Origin of the sequence: Microcoleus sp. FACHB-68, assembly GCF_014695715.1 — a bacterium.
In the GTDB taxonomy this organism is placed as follows: domain Bacteria; phylum Cyanobacteriota; class Cyanobacteriia; order Cyanobacteriales; family Oscillatoriaceae; genus FACHB-68.
The window spans coordinates 371353-395805 of sequence record NZ_JACJOT010000008.1 but is presented as its reverse complement, the minus strand read 5'-3'; the positions used below and the strand labels follow the sequence as shown (position 1 = coordinate 395805).

General features: G+C 48.7%; 13 protein-coding genes. 10 read left to right on the top strand and 3 right to left on the bottom strand.

Annotated elements, in window-relative coordinates:
• Positions 1-72: 72 nt before the first annotated feature.
• The gene (locus H6F73_RS10655) at positions 73-1692 is read right to left on the bottom strand and encodes a BamA/TamA family outer membrane protein (protein WP_190758751.1); all 1620 of its coding nucleotides are present in this window, start codon (positions 1690-1692) and stop codon (positions 73-75) included.
• Between the two features lie 383 nt (positions 1693-2075).
• Positions 2076-2276, bottom strand: coding sequence for a hypothetical protein (locus H6F73_RS26510; protein WP_242072413.1), 201 nt, complete (start codon positions 2274-2276; stop codon positions 2076-2078).
• Between the two features lie 182 nt (positions 2277-2458).
• Here H6F73_RS26510 and H6F73_RS10650 point away from each other — a divergent pair, with 182 nt between their 5' ends.
• The 5 genes from H6F73_RS10650 (at position 2459) to glmS (ending at position 7694) form a co-directional block, all read left to right on the top strand.
• Positions 2459-2671, top strand: coding sequence for a hypothetical protein (locus H6F73_RS10650; RefSeq protein WP_190758750.1), 213 nt, complete (start codon positions 2459-2461; stop codon positions 2669-2671).
• Between the two features lie 297 nt (positions 2672-2968).
• Positions 2969-3112 (top strand): hypothetical protein, encoded by a 144-nt coding sequence (locus H6F73_RS10645; protein WP_190758749.1) that lies wholly within the window; start codon positions 2969-2971, stop codon positions 3110-3112.
• Positions 3113-3205: 93 nt separating this feature from the next.
• Entirely contained in the window at positions 3206-4891 is a 1686-nt protein-coding gene (locus H6F73_RS10640; protein WP_190758748.1) for a PAS domain S-box protein, read from the top strand.
• Between the two features lie 431 nt (positions 4892-5322).
• A complete protein-coding gene (gene psaC, locus H6F73_RS10635) occupies positions 5323-5568 on the top strand; it encodes a photosystem I iron-sulfur center protein PsaC (protein ID WP_009556083.1) in 246 nt (81 codons plus the stop codon).
• A gap of 221 nt (positions 5569-5789) precedes the next feature.
• The gene (gene glmS / locus H6F73_RS10630; RefSeq protein ID WP_190758747.1) at positions 5790-7694 is read left to right on the top strand and encodes a glutamine--fructose-6-phosphate transaminase (isomerizing); all 1905 of its coding nucleotides are present in this window, start codon (positions 5790-5792) and stop codon (positions 7692-7694) included.
• 550 nt (positions 7695-8244) lie between these two features.
• Here glmS and H6F73_RS10625 read toward each other — a convergent pair.
• A complete protein-coding gene (locus tag H6F73_RS10625; RefSeq protein WP_190758746.1) occupies positions 8245-8916 on the bottom strand; it encodes an HAD family hydrolase in 672 nt (223 codons plus the stop codon).
• A gap of 457 nt (positions 8917-9373) precedes the next feature.
• Between H6F73_RS10625 and H6F73_RS10620 the strand changes: the two genes are divergently transcribed.
• The 5 genes from H6F73_RS10620 to H6F73_RS10600 all read left to right on the top strand — a co-directional run bounded on the left by H6F73_RS10620 (position 9374) and on the right by H6F73_RS10600 (position 24331).
• Positions 9374-11266, top strand: a complete 1893-nt coding sequence (locus tag H6F73_RS10620) for an adenylate/guanylate cyclase domain-containing protein (protein ID WP_242072412.1) — start codon at positions 9374-9376, stop codon at positions 11264-11266.
• A 116-nt stretch (positions 11267-11382) separates the two neighbouring features.
• Positions 11383-12201, top strand: a complete 819-nt coding sequence (locus H6F73_RS10615; RefSeq protein ID WP_190758744.1) for a DUF928 domain-containing protein — start codon at positions 11383-11385, stop codon at positions 12199-12201.
• Between the two features lie 83 nt (positions 12202-12284).
• A complete protein-coding gene (locus H6F73_RS10610; protein ID WP_190758743.1) occupies positions 12285-16772 on the top strand; it encodes a filamentous hemagglutinin N-terminal domain-containing protein in 4488 nt (1495 codons plus the stop codon).
• Positions 16747-20112, top strand: coding sequence for a filamentous hemagglutinin N-terminal domain-containing protein (locus H6F73_RS10605; RefSeq protein WP_190758742.1), 3366 nt, complete (start codon positions 16747-16749; stop codon positions 20110-20112). Before H6F73_RS10610 ends, H6F73_RS10605 begins: the two co-directional genes overlap by 26 nt.
• Complete coding sequence (locus H6F73_RS10600; protein ID WP_190758741.1) at positions 20102-24331, top strand: filamentous hemagglutinin N-terminal domain-containing protein; 4230 nt, start codon at positions 20102-20104, stop codon at positions 24329-24331. Before H6F73_RS10605 ends, H6F73_RS10600 begins: the two co-directional genes overlap by 11 nt.
• Positions 24332-24453 lie beyond the last annotated feature (122 nt).

Genomic DNA, 24453 nt, shown 5'->3' with positions numbered 1-24453 from the left:
CACTTTAATAAACTGAATGTTTATTTCTATGAATTATAAAAAGTACGGCTTCTAGTTTTTAAAAGGTACTTGTTAAAACCGCTGCCCGGTTGTCAATTCAATTCGGCTTTCTCCGCGCTCGTTAATTCCATAATCAAGCCGCAGCAATCCCAAAGGCGATTTTACCCGTAAGCCAAACCCATATCCAAAACCGCTTCCAGGCTTATTCCGCAACACACCCGGCTCGCCCAACACTGTATCACCTGAACCTAAATCAGAGGCAAAATCAGCAAACAAAACTCCCCCCACCGGCGAAATAATTGGGAAACGATACTCCATAACTCCTAACACAAAACTACGACCGCTGCCGATATCGCCAAACTCATAACCCCGTACTGAATTTAAACCACCCAGATTAAATGCCTCAGCGGGTGGCAAATCTCCAATTACCGTACCGGCTTGCAAATTAAATGCAAACATTTCTTGTAACTCGTCTGGCAAATCTGCCGACGCACCCCCGCTAACCAACTGCAACGGCACATACTGAAGATAATTCGCCTTGAGCCGGTTGAGAAAAATATTCCCCAATCCAATTGGCAGTGACTGCTCCATACTTAAACTCAGCAGAGAGCCTTCAGACGGATAAGATCGCCGGTTTCGCTCGTCTCTCACCATCCCTAAAGACACTGTCACTAGCTCATCAATGCCGGTGCCGCTAACACTTAGCGGAGTACCAAATTCATCCACCGGCGCAAGATTCCAGTTTTTATCGCGAATACTAATGCGAGTGTAATTTAATCCCAGTGCCGCATCCCATTGATTAAAAGACTTCAGCAGTGCCACGCTGCCACCAAGACGCCCCTCTCGGATGGAGTTACCATTCGGTAAGTCAATGCCTTCATTAAATGTGTTGGAAAAGCCCCGCTGCCGAAAACCTTCAATTCTGTAACCTAAACGATTGGGCGTCACGGCGCGGTAAGGATCGATAAAGCGCAAACTATACTGCAAGTCTCGATCGCTTGCTTGCACCCTCGCCCGAAACGCCTGGTTAATCCCATTAATATTTCTATCTTGATAGCTGAGTGCTCCGTAAGTTCCAATATCCTCATCACGTCCAAAACTCGGCGTAACGGAACGGGAACGGCCCTCTTTGAGTTCATAGACAAGCTCAACACCGGCAGCACTCTGGGTACGAGAAACCCTCACCTCGTTAAATAAATCCATACGCCTAAGCCGGCGCAAGTCTGCCTCCAGCACATCTTCACGAAACACCTTACCGGGCTGGAGTTCTAACTCAGCAAGAATAAAATCCGCTTGGGTACGACCGGCAACTAACTGACCATTCTCATCAATCGTCTCACCCTGTTGATTCAAAAAACGGATCTTGACATCTGTAACTATTGGCTCATTTACCCCAACGGCTTTTTTGAGCAGCCAAGGAGAAGGGGGGAGGATGTCACCGGCAGCGAGGGAGAAGGAACTATCGTTAACTACTGCCGGCGGCTTAAGTAACTGAGCATCTGAGAGGGGTTCGATACAAGAGGGGCGTATTTTATTTTGTGCCGGTGTATCCCGAAGCGAGATTGCCTGCTTCTTGGCTAGGCAGTTAAGCCGGGGATTGTCTAAATCAAAGCTCCAGGCATCAGCTTTTTGAGTTAGATCACCGGCAGCTAGCGTCACCAAAGTCAAAATGGCAACCGAACGAAGACTCATATCAGTAAAGTTTGACAGCACCCAATCACTCGAAAAAAGTTAGCAGACGTTTAAAACCGGGGTAGTCTTTTGTTAGATCAGGCAAATAATACTTGGGAATAAAGCACGAGTCACGCTTAATTAGGAATTTTTGCTTGCCTTCCCCCACGCTTCAGAAGTTTATACTGAGTTGCCTTCAAACTTGTAGGGGGTTGCCGGATTTCCTGGCTTTGAAGGAACTGCTTCCCAAATAGACAGGCTGCACCTACCGTCAGGTGGGCATTTGCCCCGACTGCGAGCGAACCGGCTCAACTGTGAGCAGCAAAAAAAAATCGGAGCTACAAAGCTCCGATTGTCTCACAACACACTTGCTGAAATATTGCAAATATTTTTATTAAAACAATCTAAAGGGGCTGGCGAGAAACCAACTTTTCAAAATGAGCCTGGGTTTGCTGCAAAAGCAACTCGCGGCTATCCCCAGCCTGAGTGAGAGTCGGAACCAAATTCCGGGCCTGTAAAGTCATGTGAAGCTGAAGGTGGGCCACGTACTCACCGATATCTTCCCGTAGTAAACAGCTGGGATATTGAGGCAGATGCGAATTCAAAGTGTTTTCCTCTCTTATTCTGCGCCATTTCCAACAATGATAAAAGTTATCATGTCGGTTTCGCTTTCTTTTGATTTTGCAATGAAGCTTAACGATTTTCGGGGATAGATATTAAGAAATGTAAAGTAGCTTGAACTGTAGGTTAAGAGAAAAAGTGGCCTGCCGGTGCTGATGGGAGAACAATGACTCAACCCGTCACCGGCTCCTTTATACTGGAGCGGATGCGACCTGAAGACGCCGTTGATACAGTGGAGAAAGACATCCACCGACTGCAACTGCCGGCAGAGGGTGATGAAAGGCGAACCGTGGCGCAGCCCAAACACCATCAGAAAAATTGCCGGTGCTCAACTAGCGATTCTCCCAAGTGCCAGTTACGATCTGCTCCAAAGCAATAGTTGCTTGCCTCGCACAGCCAATCTTAGCTTTTAGCTGCCAAATCCAGAAGCAGCTAAGACAATGAAGAAGTAAGACATTAACAACCCCTGCAAAACCAACGGGATAGCGGGGGAGTGAGAAGGCCATTTCTCAGGTGCAAGTGTTGTCTGCCACACAAGCCCGTGATCAGTACAAACTGCCGAATCATTCCCGGATTCAGGCGATCTAGAAGCTCACTGGTTATGAGCATTTGCAGAAAGGACATCTTAGCAGAGATGCGGTAAAGGACTTAGCACTCACTCGTGAGGATGATATCTATGGAACGAGTATCAGTTTTATTGCCAGATTGTTCTTCTGGGATGCCGGCGGGGACATCAAGGGCAGGAGGCTTAGAAATAAACGGGGCAATTCAGTCCCAACCGAGTCAAACGCCTCAACCACACTATCGGCATCTTTATTAATATATAAGTCCCGACCTATTTCTCAAGCGAGGGACTCCTGACACAAAGATGTTGAAAATTCACTCTAATCTTCACTCTTCATTGAACTGACCCATGTACGCCCCAGACAATCCAGAGGTCTTCCAGCGGTTTTTGGAACACGCCCCTGCGGCGGTAGCAATGCTTGATCGCCAGATGCGCTACCTGCTGACTTCTCGCAGGTGGCTGACGGATTGCGGCCAGGGCGATCAGAATATTATTGGTCGCTCTCATTATGAGTTTCTGCCCCTATTTCAAAAACAGGATTTGTCTCGGTGGCAGGACATTTACGCTTCGTGTTTAGCAGGATCAGGAGAATACCGAGAACGAGAGTATTTCACCCGATCAGACGGTGTGTCGGTTTGGATCGAGTGGCAAATTCAACCTTGGAAAACAGCAGCCGGTGAAATTGGTGGCCTGATTTTGAGCCGGTCTGACATTACAGAACACAAACAAACCGAAGCCGAACTCAGACAAATCAATGAAGAGTTAGAAATGAGAGCGGAGGCGTGCGCCACCCATTTAAGACATACCACCATTGCTTTGCAGGCAGAGCGGGTAGAACGCCAGCGGATCGCAGAAGTTCACAAAGTCCTACAATTCTCCATCAATCGGGCAGCGGATGCTGTGTTTTGGGTCACACCAGAGGCGCAGTTATTTTACGTCAACGATGCCGCTTGCCTGTCGTTGGGCTACTCCCGCGAGGAGTTGCTCTCGCGCTCATTGCAGCACATCAACCCAGATTTTCCCCCTTATATCTGGTCGGAATATTGGGAAGAAATCAAGCAACTTGGCTCTATTCGCCTGGAATCTCAGCACTGTACTAAAGATGGCCACATTTTCCCTGTGGAGCTAACCATCAATTATTTTAAAGTCAATGGTCATGAGTACAATTGCATTTTTGCGCGGGACATCACCGAGCGCAAGCAAGCCGAGGCAGAATTGTACCAGGCCAAGACGGCAGCGGAAGCGGCTAATCGAGCCAGAAGTTCGTTTTTGGCAAATATGAGTCATGAACTCCGCACACCCTTGACGGCCATTATTGGCTACAGCGAACTGCTCCAAGAAGATGCCCACGAGTTAGGCTTGGGCCAGATGGATTTTATTGCTGACCTCCAGACTATTAATACAGCTGGCAAGCAATTACTGGGTGTGCTCAGCGAAATTCTCGACTTCTCGAAAATTGAATCGGGTCAAATGGAACTCGACCTCAATACGTTCGATGTAGCAGCCTTAATTAAGGAAGTGGAGAACCGGGTTCAACCGTTGCTCACTGCCAACAGCAACACGTTGATTGTAAATTGCCCCAATAATATGGGCACGATGCACGCTGATTGGATCAAGGTGCGGCAGATACTCTTAAACTTGCTGGACAACGCAACCAAATTTACAGAGCATGGCTCGATTATCCTTGATGTTTCCCGTGAAGACGATCCTGAGGTGCAATTGCTAACTTCTGGGGCAAATGGGAAACCGGCTTCTAACACCGGCACTGAGGGTTGGATCAGGTTTCAAGTCCGTGACACCGGCATTGGGATGACACAAGAACAACTGCCGACAATTTTTCAGGCATTCACCCAGGCAGATGAGTCTACGACGCGCCGCTACGGAGGCACCGGCATGGGACTAGCAATCAGCCGCAGTTTTTGTCAAATGATGGGCGGTGAAATTATCGTTGAAAGCGAGTTGGGAGCCGGTTCTACTTTCAGCGTTTATCTGCCGGTTCACGTCAGGGAGGAGGAAAAAGGGAGCCGGGGCTAGGGATCACAACATGAGGTGATCAACAGTTCCTGCACGGAATTGAGGGCGGCTGGCTGCCTTAAAAAGTCAGGATGTTAACAACGTTTTATCCGACGATATCTAGCCCGTAGATCCTAGCCACTCGTTCAAAATTTTCCCCTCCGGCCCACCCCTGGCTCAAACCCGCAGTATTAAGGTATTTGAAGTTTTGCAGCCTTTTGTAGGACGGTGGATCGACCCTACGATAAACTAAGCCTTGATTCAGAACTAGGCCGCAGATCCCAAACGCGGCTTGGAGGTTGAAGTCGAAGCATTTGGGAATTTTTTCCGCTGGCCCGAAAGTCAGATAGTGTTTCGATGTTAACCTTCAACAGCGGCGAAGCTAGTCGTTAAATTTGCTAGCCGCACTCATAGTACAAAAGTGTTGAGAACTCGTTTGGAGCCTTAATTCCATGTCTCATACAGTCAAAATCTACGATACCTGCATTGGCTGCACTCAGTGCGTCCGCGCTTGCCCTACAGACGTTTTGGAAATGGTGCCCTGGGATGGCTGCAAAGCCGGCCAGATCGCTTCATCTCCTCGGACTGAAGATTGTGTCGGTTGCAAACGTTGTGAAACGGCTTGCCCTACCGACTTTCTGAGCATCCGGGTTTACCTAGGGGCGGAAACAACTCGCAGCATGGGCTTGGCGTACTAAGCCACCGGCCAAAACACTCATTCCCTGAGAGGAATTGGCAGTCATCAAACAAGACCTTTCAGGTTAAAGTGACAGAGGGAGCCACTCGCCCCCTCTTTTTTTGGCGGCAAGCTAGTCTTGAGGCTTCTGTGCCTCCAGATTCTTGACGTTTTCCTGATAGCCCTTTAGTTTGTAGCAAGTAGATTCTGATCATCATGTGCGGAGCAGGAGTTGGATTCTAGATGTGCGGAATCGTTGGCTATATTGGCACCCAAAACGCAAGCGAAATTTTGCTGGCAGGCTTAGAGAAACTCGAATACCGGGGTTACGATTCTGCCGGCCTTGCGACTGTCTGGGAAGGTGAAATTCACTGCGTCCGGGCGAAAGGTAAACTCCAAAACCTGCGAGAAAAGCTTGCCGGTATGGAAACCCCCGCCCAGATTGGCATCGGACATACCCGCTGGGCAACTCACGGCAAACCAGAGGAGTACAACGCCCACCCGCATACGGATACGGCAAGACGCGTGGCGGTTGTACAAAATGGGATTATTGAAAACTACCGCGAGTTGCGCGACGCTCTAAAATCTAGGGGTCACGAATTTCGCTCGGATACCGATACTGAGGTGATCCCCCACTTAATCGCTGAGTATCTAGCGGAACCGCTCGTGGAGGCACCGGCATTTGTCCCTTTGCTATCTCCGTTTGTAGAAGCGGTGCGGAAAGCAGTTAATCACCTAAAAGGGGCGTTTGCGATCGCCGTTGTCTGTGCCGAATATCCCGACGAAATGGTTGTCGCCAGACAGCAGGCTCCGCTGGTGATCGGTTTCGGGCAAGGTGAGTTTTTCTGTGCTTCAGATACGCCGGCATTGGTGGCTCATACCCGTGCGGTGCTGCCGCTAGAAAATGGCGAACTGGCACGGCTGACCCCGCTAGGAGTTGAAGTTTACAATTTTTCGGGTGATCGCTTAAAGAAAACTCCCCGCACCCTGAGTTGGAACCCGGTGCTTGTTGAAAAGCAGGGCTTCCGGCACTTCATGGTGAAGGAAATTTATGAACAACCGGGTGTTGTGCGCTCTTGTTTAGAGGCATATTTTCATAGTGATTGGCAGCCAGAAGCCGGCCATTCCCCCGTAAAATTAGGTTTGCCAGATGAACTGCTGGCAGATTTGGAACACATTCAAATTTTGGCTTGTGGCACGAGTTGGCACGCCGGTTTGGTGGGTAAATATCTGTTAGAGCAGCTGGCGGAAATTCCGACAATGGTGCAGTATGCCTCGGAATTTCGTTACGCACCGGCACCGCTGACACCCAACACACTAACCGTTGGCATCAGTCAGTCTGGGGAAACGGCGGATACCCTGGCGGCTTTGGCAATGGAGGTGCAGCGCCGTCTCGCCAAATCGGAAAAGTTTCACGCTAGACTTTTGGGAATTACAAACCGGCCTGAGTCGTCTCTGGGTCACTTAGTTCCTCACATTATTGATACGTGTGCCGGCATCGAAATTGGCGTGGCTGCAACGAAAACGTTTGTCTCTCAGCTCATGGCGTTTTATGGGTTAGCGTTAGATTTGGCCTATCGGCGCAAAACTTTGCCACTAACCCGAATTGAGGAAATTATTCAAGGGTTGCGCCAGCTGCCGGCGCAAATTGAGTTGATTTTGGAGAGTCAGGAACGTTATATCGAGGAGTTAGCCCACGAGTTTGCCGACACGAAAGATTTTATCTTTTTAGGGCGCGGAATTAATTTTCCCATCGCTTTAGAAGGGGCGCTGAAACTGAAGGAAATCAGTTATATTCACGCCGAAGGCTATCCCGCTGGGGAAATGAAGCACGGACCGATCGCGCTGCTAGATGCGAAGGTGCCGGTGGTTGCGATTGCAATGCCGGGAAGTGTTTATGAAAAGGTGCTTTCTAATGCCCAGGAAGCCAAGGCGCGAGACTCGCAATTAATTGGGGTAACACCCATGAATGATCGCGAGGCGGCTGAGACATTTGATAAGCTGCTGCCGGTGCCGGTGGTTGATGAGTTGCTGTCTCCAATATTGACAGTTATTCCCTTACAATTACTGGCTTATCATATTGCCGCGCGTCGTGGGTTGGATGTGGATCAACCAAGAAATTTGGCGAAGTCTGTAACCGTTGAGTAACTTTGAAATCCTCACTCAATAAATAAGCTATATATTATTCTCTGGGTTATGAAGCGTCATCTTATCCCAGAGAATTTTTGTATAAGCAGGTTTCCACCGAAATAGACCTTTGTAAGGGTTAACGTGAACTATCGATTGGTCTTTTTGTGGGAAAGCCAATCTGAATTAATGAAAATCAATAGCCGGTTGAAGAAGCATGATCGCTCCAACACCGACAAAAGCCAAACTCACCCAAAAGAAAATTCTCATTATAATTCCCCTATTTTGATTTAATTTCTTCTGTTTTTTACTTTGAAGTTACTAGGATTTTAGAGAAGATTTACAGTTAACCTAATCCACCCACAGGCAGAGAAAAAAGCATTCAAAAGATAGAGTTAATCGCCCTAGTGACATCATCGTGCATCAATCTAGCGGTTTTCAAAAGAGTTAGGTAGAAGTGATCATTTGAGGCAGATTTAAAACCGGCGCTTTGTCTGTCAAAGAAAAAATTAGCGATCAAACCCGCCCTATAAGCTATCTATAACGTTTTTGTTCAAACCAGTAGGAACAACTATTGCCCAGTAGCCTTCACGATCTTGTGTGCGGCTTCTGCTAAGTCGCTGGCAACAACCTCTGGTTGGGGGTAAACATGGAGGTAGTCTTTCTCCTCCGCCGTGATGAAAGCAGTTCGCAAGCCGGCACCGGCAGCACCGGCAATATCCCAGGCATGAACAGCAACCATCCAAACATCGCCCAAGACATCCTGCTTCGCCAAGGCGTAGACATCCGGGTGTGGCTTCGTCTTCTTGATGGCATCACAGGAAAAGATGCCGGTGAAGTATTCCAGGGCATTCGCACCGGCTAGTAGCTTACGGGTGGAGTCTTCACTGCCGTTGGTGAGGGCAACTAGCTTCCAGCCGGCTGTCGTCAAAATGCGAAAAGCCTCTAAAGCACTGGGTTGCAGTTCCAGTTCCGAGAAAGCATCTACTATATGTGATCGCTGCTGAGCATCTGCCTCAATGCCCAGCACTTTGAGCGTCCGAGGCAGTTCTGCCTCCAGAACTTCCTTAAGCGGTCGGTAGCCGCCGGCATGAGAGAGGGCGAAGGCATCCCGTAAGGTTTGAGCAAACCAGAGTTGGAGAGCATAAGGAGGAGCACCCAATTCAACCAATCTCTGGCGGGGCTTGTCCAAACTAAAGCAGGTGCCGATGATGTCGAATACTACAGTGCCTTTTGCGTTCATTTAGAGGTTGATAAATTTAGAATTTCAGAGGTTCTAGTCCTAGGGGTGTTGCGAGAGGCTAGTAAAATCAGAATTCACATTGTTACAAATAACTGAATTTTTCCGAGTCTTTCTCGCCTCACACACCAGTTCTACCTTAACCCAATTAGGTTAGTGCGCGTCGAAAGCCTTCTAAGTATCAATTATTGAGCTTAAACTTTAAAACTGCATCAAATAAAACTTAATTTTATAAGAAATGTAGTTTTAGTGCATTTACTTTGACTTCATTAATTTTATTTTTTTAGTTACTAAATGTCCAATAAGTAAATTTAATTGTTTAATTAATTCGCCAATCTAATTTAAAGATTATAATTAATTTATTATAATAAAATAAAATTTTATATTTTTTCAAAATAGACTCAAGAGCGATATGTGGGAAAAAATCAGACATATCCTAGTTAGAGAATCGCCCAGTGTCTTGCTTAGAGCTTTTGGTGTTGCCGGCCTGTTAATAGCCTTGCGCTTAACCGGCTTACTACAGCTTGTAGAGTGGGCAGCACTCGATCAGTTTTTTCACCTGCGGCCCCTAGAGCCGGCAGATTCTCGCATCCTTATTGTTGGAATTTCTGAATCCGATATCCAAAAAGTTGGTCAATGGCCTATCCCTGATGCTACTGTTGCCGAGTTAATTGAAAAACTGAAACAACAGCAGCCAAGCGCCATTGGACTAGATATTTATCGAGATTTACCTGTAGGAGCCGGTCATCAAAATCTAATCAAAGTCTTAAAAAGTACGCCTAACCTGATTGGAGTTAAAAGAGTCAGTCGAGATGGCACCGGCTTTGCAGTCAATCCCTCACCAATCTTGACTAAACTTGATCAAGTTGGAGCAAATAATCTCGTATTAGATCCCGACGGAAAAATCCGTCGCGGCTTGTTATTTTTGGAAACAAAAGATGGTGAAACTATAATGAGCTTTGGGCTGAGGTTGGCTTTCATTTATCTTGAAAGTAAGGGAATTAAACCTGAAAATGCAGCCGTCAATTCCGACTATTTACAATTAGCTCAAGCAGTCTTTGTGCGTTTAAGAGCAAATGATGGCAGTTATATCCGCACAAATGACCAAGGCTACCAGATATTAATGAACTTTAGGGGGCCGCGAAAGACTTTCCAAATTGTATCAATGACCGATGTATTGGAAAATAGAGTGGCACCAAATTTCGCCCGCAATCGAGTGGTATTAATCGGCTCAACGGCTCTCAGTTTACAAGATTATTTTAATACTCCTTATGATAGCGGCCTGAATACATCTCCTAACCCGACCTCTGGCGTAGAAATTCATGCTAACTTAATCAGCCAAATTATAAGTGCGGCACTGGATAACCGGCCTCTGATTAAAGTTTGGTCTGAACCATTAGAAATGTTATGGATTTTTAGTTGGTCAATCATTGGGGCAACCTCAGTTTGGATGGGGCGATATGCTGCCGGCAAAAAGACTTATTACTCAGTTTCTTGGACAGGTATCACAATTATAATTGCCGGCACCATTCTCATAGGAGGTTCCTTCATCGCTTTTCTAGCGGGTTGGTGGATTCCGGTTGTTCCCTCAGTCCTTGCCTTGGCCGGCTCTGCGACCGCAATTACAGCTTATATTGCGAATATTGAACGTGCAGAACGCCAAACAGTGATGAATTTATTTGGCCGGCACGTTACTCCCAAAATAGCAGAAGCAATCTGGCAAGATCGGGATAAAATTCTCGAAGAAGGACAGCTCCAGGGGCAAGAAATGATGGCAACCGTTCTGTTTACAGATTTAAAAGGTTTCAGCAGTATTGCCGAAGGAATAGAACCCAAATTTTTAATGTCTTGGTTGAACGAATATATGAGTGCAATGGCTCAAATTGTTCTGGATTGTGACGGCGCAATTGATAAATTTATTGGGGATGCAGTCATGGCAGTTTTCGGCATTCCCATTGCCGCCACCACTCCTGAAGAAATTGCGTTAGATGCTCAAAAAGCGGTGAAGTGTGCCTTGGGAATGGCAGAAGCTTTGAAATCACTGAATCGGCAGTGGCGAATTCAAGGGAAGCCGACTGTTGCCATGCGAGTTGGAATCGCCACCGGCACAGTGGTTGTTGGGAGCTTGGGATCTAATCAGAGGCAAGATTACACCATTATTGGCGATACGGTTAATATCGCCTCGCGCCTAGAAAGTTTTGATAAGTCGATTGATGGCGGCATTTGCCGGATTTTAATTGCTGAAGAAACTTGCCAATACACTCAGGACAAATTTCCCACAGAACTGATTGGGACTGTTTTATTGAAAGGCCGTGAACAGCCAGTTAAGGTTTATCAAGTGCCGGCAGAGTGATCTTTCCAAGTAAATGCCCGATAGTGTAAACTTTTATAGCAAATCATCGTTAATTCACTTCCCCTTCAGTTAAAAGTGAAGCAATCAAGGATATTCCTAAAAAAGGAGGCTTTAGAATGACGGAACTAAACTCACGCCGGCATCCTGTATTTTTCTTGCTTGTAATTTTTAATGCATTAACGATTAATTTTATACCGATTCCCGCTCTAGCGATCACCTCACTCAGCCAAGGGAAAGCATTGCCTAGCAAAGCCATTGAGGTAGCGGATTATAAACCGCCAAAAGGCATAGGGGCACCGGAAACAGTAGGTGGGGGAACTCGTAGCGGCAACTGCGAACAGGACGAAAAAACTTCCGCGCCGCTGTTAACTGCACTGATGCCAGATTTGACGCCAGGAACTGCTGAATTTGGGGTAACGGTGTCAGAGTCTCCTCAATTTTTTGTTTATATTCCTCAAACTTCCGCTCGAATGGCAGAATTTGTGTTGAAGGATGAAAACGAAGAGGATATTTACAGATCAGAAAATATCCCAATTTCTGGGCAACCGGCCATCGTCAGTGTCAGCTTACCAAAAAATCAAATAAAGTTAGAATCTGGCAAGAATTATCACTGGTATTTTTCAGTCGTTTGTAACCCAGATAACCGACGGAAAGATATTTTTGTAGAGGGGTGGACTCAGCACACTGAAATGAGTTCAGAGGTGGCGAGTCAGATCCAGAAAGCAGCACCCCAAGAACGCGCAAAATTATATGCTGAAGCGGGAATTTGGCATGAAGCTGTGGCAAGTTTGGCTGAATTACGCCGCGAAAACCCTGACGATCCAGCATTAGCGCAAGAGTGGAAAACACTTTTAGAGTCAGCCGGCTTGAAACAAATGGCTGAGTTGCCGGTTGATCTTCCCGTTACTATTACTGTGCTAGAAAGTTCACCCTGAATAAAGGGAAAGTTTACCCTAAACCGTTTTTTTAATTGAAACGGTTTGTGCTATTTTGATTGGCATTTTCTCAATCGGGGCTTATGAACCAGCAAGACATGAAAGCATCTGTTACAGCAAATCGCCGACTGTTTGCCACTTTAACCCATAGCCGGCTAACTATCAAAGAAGATAAAAACTCAAAAAGTTTAAGCCAAAAAGTTTTTTTATCTTTTGGCTTTTTACTGTTAAGCTTTTCGTCCTTTTTTCCAAAAGCTGGGGCGCAAATTGTTCCAGATGCAACGTTGCCGGTGAATTCTACCGTTACCCCACAGGGCAATACCAGTGTGATTGAAGGCGGAACGAGTGCCGGCACAAATTTATTCCACAGCTTTCAACAATTTTCAATTCCAACCAATGGCACTGCATTCTTTAATAACGCTGCCGGTATTCAAAACATCCTGACAAGGGTAACGGGTGGCTCGATCTCTAATATTGATGGGTTAATTCAAGCCAACGGCACGGCCAATTTATTTTTAATTAATCCGAACGGAATTATCTTTGGCCCGAATGCTGCATTAAATATTGGTGGCTCATTTTTAGCCAGTACAGCCAATCAAATTAACTTTGCTGATGGGACACAATTTAATGCGACATCACCTCAAACCACGCCTTTATTAACCGTGAGTGTGCCGGTGGGCTTGCAAATGGGGCCAAATCCCGGAAAAATCGTGGTGCAGGGTTCAGGAAATAATATCACGCGAAGCCAATTGACGGGAGCGCTGATCAGAGATAACAGACCGGCAGGATTAGAGGTTGAGAATAAAACCATAGCCCTAGTAGGCGGTGAAATAGAGCTGATAGGGGGAAATCTGACAACTGATGGCGGACGAATAGAACTTGGCAGTGTGGCAGATAACAGCACCGTTAGCCTAACGGCCACAGATAATGGTTGGAGTTTAGGATATTCAGGAGTTGAGGAGTTTCGAGACATCCAGCTAAAAGCCGCAGCATCTTTGGATTCCAGTGGCGATGGCGGTGGTGATATCCAAGTGCAAGGGAGATCGATTTCCTTAAGTGAAGGCTCAGCAATCATGGCGTTGACTTTGGGAAACCAACCGGGGCGAGATGTCACTTTACGTGCTTCTGAGAAAGTGGAATTAAGCGGTTCTAATCCATTAAGCTTTCCAAGTATTTTAACAACAGAAGTTGCTCAAGAAGGTACTAGCGACGGGGGCAATTTGACAGTAGAAACAGCTCAGTTAACCCTTTTGGATGGTGCCCGCATTGGCTCCTCAACATTTGGTCAAGGCAATGGGGGTAACTTGACAGTTAGCGCCACGGAATCGGTGACCTTAAGTGGGTTAGATGTCTCTGGGTTGGGCAGCACTTTACAGGCGGCTGTCGGTCCACAAGCCACTGGGGATGCCGGCAATTTAACAGTAGAAACAGCTCAGTTAACGCTTTTGGATGGTGCCAGCATCATCTCCTCAACATTGGGTCAAGGCAATGGGGGTAACTTGACAGTTAGCGCCACGGAATCGGTAACCTTAAGCGGGTTAGATGCCTCTGGGGGCGTCAGCAATTTACAAACTATAGTCCGTCCAGAAGCCGTTGGGGATGCCGGCAATTTAACAGTAGAAACCGCTCAGTTAACGCTTTTGGATGGTGCCACTATTGCCTCCTCAACATTGGGTCAAGGCAATGGGGGTAACTTGACAGTTAGCGCCACGGAATCGGTAACTTTAAGCGGGTTAGATGCCTCTGGGTTGGGCAGCAATTTACAGACGGGTGTCGTCGGTTCAGAAGCCATTGGCAATGCCGGCAATTTGACAGTAGAAACAGGTCGCTTAACCCTTTTGGATGGTGCCCGTATTGGCTCCTCAACATCGGGTCAAGGCAATGGGGGTAACTTGACAATTTGGGCCACGGAATCGGTAACTTTAAGCGGGTTAGATGCCTCTGGGAACGCCAGCACTTTACTGGCTATAGTCGCTTCAGAAGTCACTGGGGATGCCGGCAATTTGACAGTAGAAACAGCTCGGTTAACCCTTTTGGATGGCGCCGCCATTGGCTCCTCAACATTGGGTCAAGGCAATGGGGGTAACTTGACCGTTCGCGCCACGGAATCGGTGACCTTAAGCGGATTAAATGCCTCTGGGTTGAGCAGCACTTTAAATACGGTTGTCGGTCCAAAAGCCACTGGGGATGGCGGCAATTTAACAGTAGAAACAGGTCGCTTAACCCTTTCGGATGGCGCCGGCATCATCTCCTCAACATTGGGTCAAGGTAATGGGGGTAACTTGACCGTTAGCGCTACGGAATCGGTGACTTTAAGCGGGTTAGATGCCTCTGGGTTTAGCAGCACTTTAAATACGGGTGTCCTCAGTTCAGAAGCCATTGGGGATGCTGGCAATTTAACAGTAGAAACCGCTCAGTTAACCCTTTTGGATGGTGCCAGCATCTCCTCCTCAACTGGGGGTCAAGGCAATGGGGGTAACTTGACAATTCGGGCCACGGAATCGGTGACCTTAAGCGGGTTAACTGCCTCTGGAATTGGCAGCAATTTACAGACGGATGTCGTCGGTCCAAAAGCCACTGGGGATGCCGGCAGCCTAACAGTAGAAACCGCTCAGTTAAACCTTTCGGATGGTGCCAGCATCTCCTCGTCAACATTGGGTCAAGGCAATGGGGGGAACTTGACAGTTAGCGCCACGGAATCGGTGACCTTAAGCGGGTTAAATGCCTTTGGGTTTGGCAGCAATTTAAATACGGCTGTCGGTTCAGAAGCCTTTGGGGATGCCGGCAGCCTAACCGTAGAAACAGCTCAGTTAACGCTTTTGGATGGCGCCAGCATCTCCTCGTCAACATTGGCTCAAGGCAATGGGGGTAACTTGACAGTTAGCGCTACAGAATCGGTGACCTTAAGCGGGTTAGATGCCTTTGGGATTGTCAGCAATTTACAGACGAGAGTCGGTTCAAAAGCCACTGGGGATGCCGGCAGCCTAACAGTACGAACAGGTCGGTTAACCCTTTTGGATGGTGCCAGTATCATCTCCTCAACATCGGGTCAAGGCAATGGGGGTAACTTGACAATTTGGGCCACGGAATCGGTAACTTTAAGCGGGTTAACTGCCTCTGGGACTGCCAGCAATTTAAATACGGCTGTTGTCGGTCCACAAGCCACTGGGGATGCCGGTAATTTGACAGTAGAAACCGCTCAGTTAAACCTTTTGGATGGTGCCAGCATCTCCTCGTCAACATTGGGTCAAGGCAATGGGGGTAACTTGACCGTTCGTGCCACGGAATCGGTGACCTTAAGCGGATTAAGTGCCTCTGGGTTTGGCAGCAATTTACAGACGAGGGTTGATTCAGAAGCCATTGGGGATGCCGGCAATTTAACAATAGAAACAGCTCAGTTAAACCTTTTGGATGGTGCCCGCATCATCTCCTCAACATTGGGTCAAGGCAATGGGGGTAACTTGACTGTTCGCGCCACGGAATCGGTGACCTTAAGCGGATTAAGTGCCTCTGGGTTTGGCAGCAACTTACAGGCAGTTGTCGGTTCAGAAGCCATTGGGGATGCCGGCAGCCTAACAGTACGAACAGGTCAGTTAACGCTTTTGGATGGCGCCGCCATCACATCTGAAACAATTGGTAATGGCAATGCTGGAAACTTAGAAATTGATGCTAAGCAGTTAACATTAAAAGATGGCTCGCTACTCAGCGTAGGTGCTAGGGGTGGTTTTTCTGCCGGCACTCTGACTGTTAACGCAGAAAATGTTCTGCTGGATAATAATGCTGGTTTGTTGGCACAAACTGAATCTGGCAATCAAGGTAACATCAATCTTAATGCTCAACTATTAATTCTGCGTGGTGGCAGTGCTATCATCAGCGATGCGTTTGGCACCGCAACGGGCGGCAATATTAATATCAACACCGACATTCTTGCGGCTTTAGAAAATAGTGACATTAGAGCTAATTCTCAGCAAGCTCAAGGGGGAACTGTCACCATCAATGCTCAAGCTAATTTTGGTTCTGTGTTTCGTACTCGCGAAGATCTTGAACGTTTGCTCAACACCACTGATCCGCTTCTGTTAGATCCTTTCTTACTTCCGAGTAGTGACATCACCGCCACTGGAGCGAATTCTTCCTTAAGTGGGAGCGTGAGTGTCAATACCCCTGATGTTGACCCCACTCAAGGATTACTAAACTTACCCGAAACGCCTGTGGATGCAACCCAATTAGTTGCTTCTACCTGCCGGCGAGGTAAGGAACAAAGCGAATTCAGTGTCACCGGCAGAGGCGGTTTACCCCCGAATCCTTATGAAGCAATTGCGGATGAAGCCACTTGGATTGATTTAAGACCAATTGCCGGGGAACGAGCGAATTCTGCAATAAAGGAACAGACAAGAATTGCCGGCAATAGCCAAGACTCAATAGTGACCAGTCCTCAACTGATTGAAGCACAAGGATGGATAATTAATTCAAAAGGGCAAGTGGAACTCGTCGCACAGGTGCCGGCACTCACCCCTCAAACTCCCCAATTCATTCCACAGCAGTGCCATGACCAATCAACGAATATGTTGTGACAAATCAATTTATTTTCTCAGATATTTTAGTTATTATCTCCTATTGACTTATTTGGGTTTATCTGCCCAAGTAAAAGCGCAAATTGTCCCGGATGCAACGTTGCCGGTGAATTCTACCGTTACCCCACAAGGGAATACCAGTGTTATTGAAGGCGGAACGAGTGCCGGCACAAATTTATTTCATAGCTTTCGAGAATTTTCAATTTCAACCAACGGTACGGCTTTATTTAACAATTCTCTCAATATTCAGAATATTTTTAGTCGAGTTACGGGAAGCTCAATTTCTAATATTAATGGATTAATAAAAGCCAATGGCACCGCCAATTTATTTCTAATTAATCCCAACGGAATTATATTTGGCCCGAATGCTTCCTTAAATATTGGGGGATCATTTTTAGCAAGTACCGCGAGTCATGTAAATTTTGCCGATGGCACACAATTTAGTGCGCTCACTCCTCAAACTCCATTACTAACGGTGAGTGTGCCGGTGGGTTTGCAGATGGGGTCAGATCCCGGCAAAATCGTTGTGCAAGGGCCAGGAAATAACCTGAGCCAAGATCCAGAAACACGGGCATTACGACGGGAAAATAGACCGGCTGGCTTACAGGTTCAGGATAAAACCTTAGCGCTGGTCGGCGGTGAAATCGAGCTAATTGGGGGAAATCTCACCACAGGCGGGGGTCACGTTGAACTCGGCAGTGTAGCGGAGAACAGCACAGTTCGTTTGACTTCGACAGACACGGGTTGGGCGTTTGGATATTCAGAAGTCGGGGAGTTCCGAGATATTGCCTTAAAAGCAGCCGCCTCTTTAGATGCTAGCAGCGACGGTGGGGGCGAGATCCAACTGCAAGGAAGATCAATCTTCCTAACCGAAGGTTCAGCGATCGTGGCGTTGACGTTGAGAAACCAACCTGGGGGAGATGTGACTTTACGCGCCTCGGAAAACGTGGAATTAAGCGGTTCTAATCCATTAAGTTTTCCGAGTGCTGTAATAGCAGAAGTCTTTCCGAGTGCCACGGAAAATGCCGGCACTCTCACCGTAGAAACAGCCCAGTTAGCGCTCTTGGATGGAGCCTTTCTTTCCTCTTCCACTCGCGGTCAAGGCGATGGAGGGAACCTGACAGTTCGCGCGACTGAATCGGTGAGTTTAAGTGGGTTAAATGCGTCTGGGAGGGGAAGTGGTTTGTTTGCTGAAGTCAATTCAGAAGCCACCGGCAATTCAGGCGATCTCACCATAGAAACAGGCCAGTTAACCCTCTTGGATGGAGCCGTTATCTCCGCCACAACCCGTGGTCAAGGCGATGCCGGCAACCTAACGATTCGCGCCACAGAATCAGTAACCTTGAGTGGGTTAGATGGCTCAGAAGATCCCAGCAATGTGCAGACCGGCCCTGGGCAAGAAGCCATCGGCAATTCAGGCGATCTCATCGTAGAAACAGGCCGGTTAACGCTCTTGGATGGAGCCTTCATCTCCGCCACAACTGAAGGTCAAGGTGATGCGGGTAACCTAACGATTCGCGCCACAGAATCAGTGACCATGAGCGGGTTAGATGGCTCAGGAGGTTCCAGCATTTTGCAGGCTGGAGTCGATTCAGAAGCCATCGGCAATTCAGGCGATCTCATCCTAGAAACAGGCCGATTAACCCTCATGGATGGGGCCGCCATCTCTGCCACAACAGAAGGTCAAGGCGATGCAGGTGATCTAATAATTCGCGCCACAGAATCAGTGACCATGAGCGGGTTAGATGGCTCAGGAGATGCCAGCAGGTTGGGGGCTGGAGTCGATTCAGAAGCCACCGGCAATTCAGGCACGCTCACCGTAGAAACAGGCCGGTTAACACTCTTGGATGGGGCTTTCATCTCCGCCACAACTGAAGGTCAAGGTGATGCCGGCAGCCTAACGATTCGTGCAACAGAATCAGTGACCTTGAGCGGGTTAGATGGCTCTGGCTTTCCCAGCAATGTGCAGACCGGCCCTGGGCCAGAAGGCATCGGCAATTCAGGCGATCTCACCATAGAAACAGGCCGATTAACCCTCATGGATGGAGCCTTCATCTCCGCCACAACTGAAGGTCAAGGTGATGCCGGCAGCCTGATAGTTCGCGCCACAGAATCAGTAACCTTGAGCGGGTTAGATGGCTCTGGAGGTTCCAGCATTTTGCAGGCTGGAGTCGGGCCAAATCCAGAAGCCACCGGCAATTCAGGCGATCTCATCGTAGAAACAGGCCGGTTAACCCTCTTGGATGGAGCCGTCATTTCCTCTTCAACTGAAGCTCAAGGCAATGCCGGCAATGTGACGGTTCGAGCCACTGAATCAGTAACTTTGAGCGGGTTAAATGGCTCTGGGAATGGGAGCCAGTTTGAGACGCTTGTCGATTCAGAAGCCACCGGCAATGGGGGCAACTTGACAGTAGAAACAGGCCGGTTAATTCTCTCGGATGGAGCGGTTATAACATCTGAAACGATAGGCAGTGGCAATGCTGGAGACTTGACGATTATTGCCGGCCAATTAACAATCTCGGATGGCTCACAAATCAGTGTCAGTGGTCAAGGAGAGTTCTCACCGGGTACGCTTACTGTCATGGCAGACACAATCCTGCTCGATAATCAAGCAAGCCTGGTTGCTGAAACTGGATCGGGCAGTCAAGGCGACATCAATGTTTCCACAAATTTGCTAATCCTGCGCCGCAATAGCAGCATCACCACCAACGCCACCGGCACCGCTATCGGCGGCAATATCACCCTCGACACCGATGTGATCGCGGCCCTAGAAAATAGTGATATCAGCGCTAATTCCGAGCAATCTCAGGGGGGTACAGTGACGATTGACGCTCAAAGTATCTTCGGAACCGAATTCCGAGAACAAGCAAGCGATGCCACCAGCGACATCACGGCTACGGGTGCAGATTCTTCGCTCAGTGGCACCGTTAGTATCAACACTCCCGAAGTTGATCCCACTTCAGGATTATTGAAATTACCTGAAGCGCCGGTTGATGCGACGCGCTTGATAGCTTCCACCTGCCAGCAGGATAAGGAACAAAGCGAATTCACCGTCACCGGCAGAGGGGGTTTGCCGCCGAATCCTTATGAAGCAATTGCGGATGAAGCGACTTGGATTGATTTAAGACCGGCTCTAGGGCAGTTCTCAAACCGGGGAGAATCAGACAATTCCTCGCTCACTGCTGCGCCCAACAAGGTTGCCTCAACTCTTAATCCTCAACTTACTGAAGCACAAGGATGGATAATAAATTCCAAAGGGCAAGTGGAACTCATCGCACAGGTGCCGGCAACCACTCCTCAAAATCCCCGATTCATCCCACAGCAATGCCATGACCAATAAACTCATATGTAGTGACAAATTAACTCATTTCCTCAGATATTCTAGTTATTTTTTCTTATTGACTTTTATCAGTTTATCTGATCAAGTAAAAGCGCAAATTGTCCCGGATGCAACGTTGCCGGTGAATTCTACTGTTACTCCACAGGGAAATACCAGTGTGATTGAAGGCGGAACGAGTGCCGGCACCAATTTATTTCATAGCTTTCAACAATTTTCTATCCCAACAAACGGCACTGCGTTCTTTAATAACGCTGCCGGTATTCAAAACATCCTGACAAGGGTAACGGGTGGCTCGATCTCTAATATTGATGGGTTAATTCAAGCCAACGGCACGGCTAATTTATTTTTAATTAATCCGAACGGAATTATCTTTGGCCCGAATGCTGCATTAAATATTGGTGGCTCATTTTTAGCCAGTACAGCAAGTCTAATTAACTTTGCTGATGGCACACAATTTAATGCGACATCACCTCAAACCACGCCTTTATTAACCGTGAGTGTGCCGGTGGGCTTGCAGATGGGGCCAAATCCCGGAAATATTGCGGTACAGGGGCCAGGTAACAATCTCAGTTACGATCCAGAGACTTTTGCCACCATCAGGGATAACCGGCCTGTTGGACTTCAGGTGGCAGCCGGTCAAACCTTAGCACTGTTGGGCGGTAATCTAGCACTAGAAGGCGGCAACCTCACCGCAGAAGGTGGACGAATAGAATTGGGCAGCGTCGCCGCAGAAACACTGGTGACGCTAACCCCCACGAATCAAGGTATGGCATTGAGCTACCCTGGCATTAACAATTTTCAGGATATTAGTCTTTCAAGGGCGGCATCGGTTGATGCCAGTGGTGCAGGGGGAGGGGATGTTTTTGTAGCAGGACGGCGGGTAACGCTGAGTGATGGCTCAGCCATTTTGGCTCTCACCGAAGGTTCAGAACAGGGGGGAACTCTGAGCGTCCGCGCATCGGAGGTGGTGGAAGTGATTGGCATCTCAACTGATGGTCAGTTTTCCAGCAGCTTGCGTGCTTCAGTCCAACCCGGAGCCACCGGAGAGGGGGGCAACTTGACCATTGAAACTGCTCGCTTACGAGTATCCGATGGGGCACAGGTATCCACAAGTACCTTTGGCCCTGGCAAGGGGGGAAATTTGACCGTCCAGGCCAGCGATACGGTGGAAGTGATTGGCACTAGAGCCGATGGTCAGTATGTCAGCGCCTTGCGTGCTTCAGCCGCACCCGGAGCCACCGGAGAGGTGGGCAATTTGACCATTGAAACCGCTCGCTTACGAGTATCCGATGGGGCACAGGTAGTAACAACTACCTATGGCTCTGGCAAGGCGGGAAATTTGACCGTCCAGGCCAGCGATATGGTGGAACTAATTGGCACTTCAACTGATGGTCAGATTCCCAGCGTCTTGGCTGCTTCAGCCGAACCCGGAGCCACAGGATCGGGGGGCAACTTGACCATTGAAACTGCTCGCTTACGAGTATCCGATGGGGCACTGGTATCAACAGGTACCTTTGGCTCTGGCAAGGGGGGAAATTTGACGGTCAAGGCCAGCAATACGGTGGAAGTGATTGGCAGGACAGCCAATGGTCAGGGTCCCAGCGCCTTGAGTGCTTCAGTCAATGAAGGAGCCACGGGAGAGGGGGGCAATTTGGCCATTGAAACCGCACGCTTACGAGTATCCGATGGGGCATATGTATCAACAGCTACCTATGGCTCTGGCAAGGCGGGAAATTTGACGGTCAAGGCCAGCGATACGGTAGAACTAATTGGCACTTCAGCCGATGGTCAGTCTGCCAGCGCCTTGGCTGCTTCAGCCGAACCCGGAGCCACAGGATCGGGGGGCAATTTGACCATTGAAACAGCACGCTTACGAGTCGTCGATGGGGCATATGTATCAACAAATACCTTTGGCTCTGGCAAAGTGGGAAATTTGACGGTCCAGGCCAGCGATACGGTGGAACTAATTGGCACTTCAACTGATGGTCAGTTTTACAGCGCCTTGGCTGCTTCAGCCGAACCCGGAGCCACGGGAGAGGGGGGCAATTTGACCATTGAAACCGCTCGCTTACGAGTCGTCGATGGGGCAGATGTATCAACAAATACCTTTGGCCCTGGCAAGGGGGGAAATTTGACGGTCCAGGCCAGCGATACGGTGGAACTGATTGGCACTTCAGCCGATGGTCAGTATCCCAGCCTCTTGGGTGCTTCAGCCGCACCCGAAGCCACGGGAGAGGGGGGCAATGTAAACATTGAAACCGCACGCTTACGAGTATCCGATGGGGCACAGGTATCAACAGGTACCTTTGGCTCTGGCAAGGGGGGAAATTTGACGGTCAAGGCCAGCGATACGGTGGAACTAATTGGCACTTCAACTGATGGTCAGTATGCCAGCGGCTTGTTTGCTTCAGTTCAACGCGGAGCCACGGGAGAGGGGGGCAATTTGGCCATTGAAACCGCTCGCTTGCGAATCATCAATGGGGCACAGGTAGGAACAAATACCTATGGCTCTGGCAAGGCGGGAAATTTGACGGTCAAGGCCAGCGATACGGTGGAACTAATTGGCACGACAGCCGATGGTCAGCTTTCCAGCGCCTTGGGTGCTGCAGCCGAACCCGGAGCCACGGGAGAGGGGGGCAATTTGACCATTGAAACCGCTCGCTTACGAATCATCGATGGGGCACAGGTCGGAACAGATACCTTTGGCTCTGGCAAGGCGGGAAATTTGACGGTCAAGGCCAGCGATACGGTGGAACTAATTGGCACTTCAGCCGATGGTCAGATTCCCAGCGCCTTGGGTGCTTCAGCCGCACGGGGAGCCACGGGAGAGGGGGGCAATGTGAGCATTGAAACCGCTCGCTTACGAGTATCCGATGGGGCACAGGTCGGAACAGATACCTTTGGCCCTGGCAAGGCGGGAAATTTGACGGTCAAGGCCAGCGATACGGTGGAACTAATTGGCAGGACAGCCAATGGTCAGTATGCCAGCGGCTTGAGTGCTTCAGCCCAACCCGGAGCCACCGGAGAGGGGGGCAATTTGACCATTGAAACCGCTCGCTTACGAGTATCCGATGGGGCACGGGTATCAACAAGTACCTTTGGCTCTGGCAAAGCGGGAAATTTGACGGTCAAGGCCAGCGATAGCGTGGAAGTGATTGGCACTTCAGCCGATGGTCAGTATGCCAGCGGCTTGTCTGCTTCAGTCCGACCCGAAGCCACGGGAGAGGGGGGCAATTTGACCATTGAAACTGCCCGCTTACGAGTAGCCGATGGGGCGATAGCTACCGTGAGCAGTCTTGGAGAAGGAAAAGCAGGCAACCTCAGAGTGGATGCTGGTTCTATCGGGCTGTCAAACACTAGCAGCTTGACAGCAGAAACCTCAGCAGGGGGAGGAACTATCGAGTTACGCTCCCCCTCCATCACCTTGCGTGATGGCAGCAGCATTTCTACCAACGCTAGCGGAGGAGAAAGTGGGGGAAATATTGATGTGCGCTCTTCTGCCTTAATCCTACGCCAAGGCAGTCGGATCACCACAAATGCCACCGGCCCCCAAGTCACAGGCGGGAACATGGCTGTCAATACTGATGTGATTGCTGCAATAGAAAATAGCGACATCAGCGCCAATTCTGAAGATGCCCGTGGCGGCAACATTACCATCAATGCTCAAGCCATTTTTGGTTCTGTGTTTCGCACCCCCGAAGATCTTGAACGTTTGCTCAACACCAGTGATCCGCTTTTATTAGATCCTGCCCGACTTCCGAGTAGTGACATCACGGCAACAGGTGCAGATTCATCCCTAAGTGGAACCGTCAGTGTGAACACCCCTAATGTTGACCCCGCTCAAGGATTATTAAACTTACCAGAAACTCCAGTTGATGCCACCCAATTAGTTGCTTCTACCTGCCGGCGGGGTAAGAATCAAAGCGAATTCAACGTCACCGGCAGAGGCGGTTTACCTCCGAATCCTTATGAAGCAATTGCGGATGAAGCCACTTGGATTGATTTAAGACCCATTGCCGGGGAACGAGCGAATTCTAGAACAGAGGAACAGATAAGAATTGCCGGCAATAGGCAAGACTCAGCAACTAGCCCTATCCAACTGATTGAAGCACAAGGATGGATCATAAATTCCAAAGGGCAAGTGGAACTCATCGCACAGGTGCCGGGAGCCTCCCCCCACAATCCCCGTTTCACGCAACAACAATGTCCTTTAAACTGAGATTCTACAACCATGCCTCTAAGACAATTTTGTAAAAATATACTTCTTCGCTTTCGCTCCTATTTGGATCGGGGTGCCGGCAAAAAGTGGGTGCTTCAATTTTTTCTGGGAATTTTAATTTT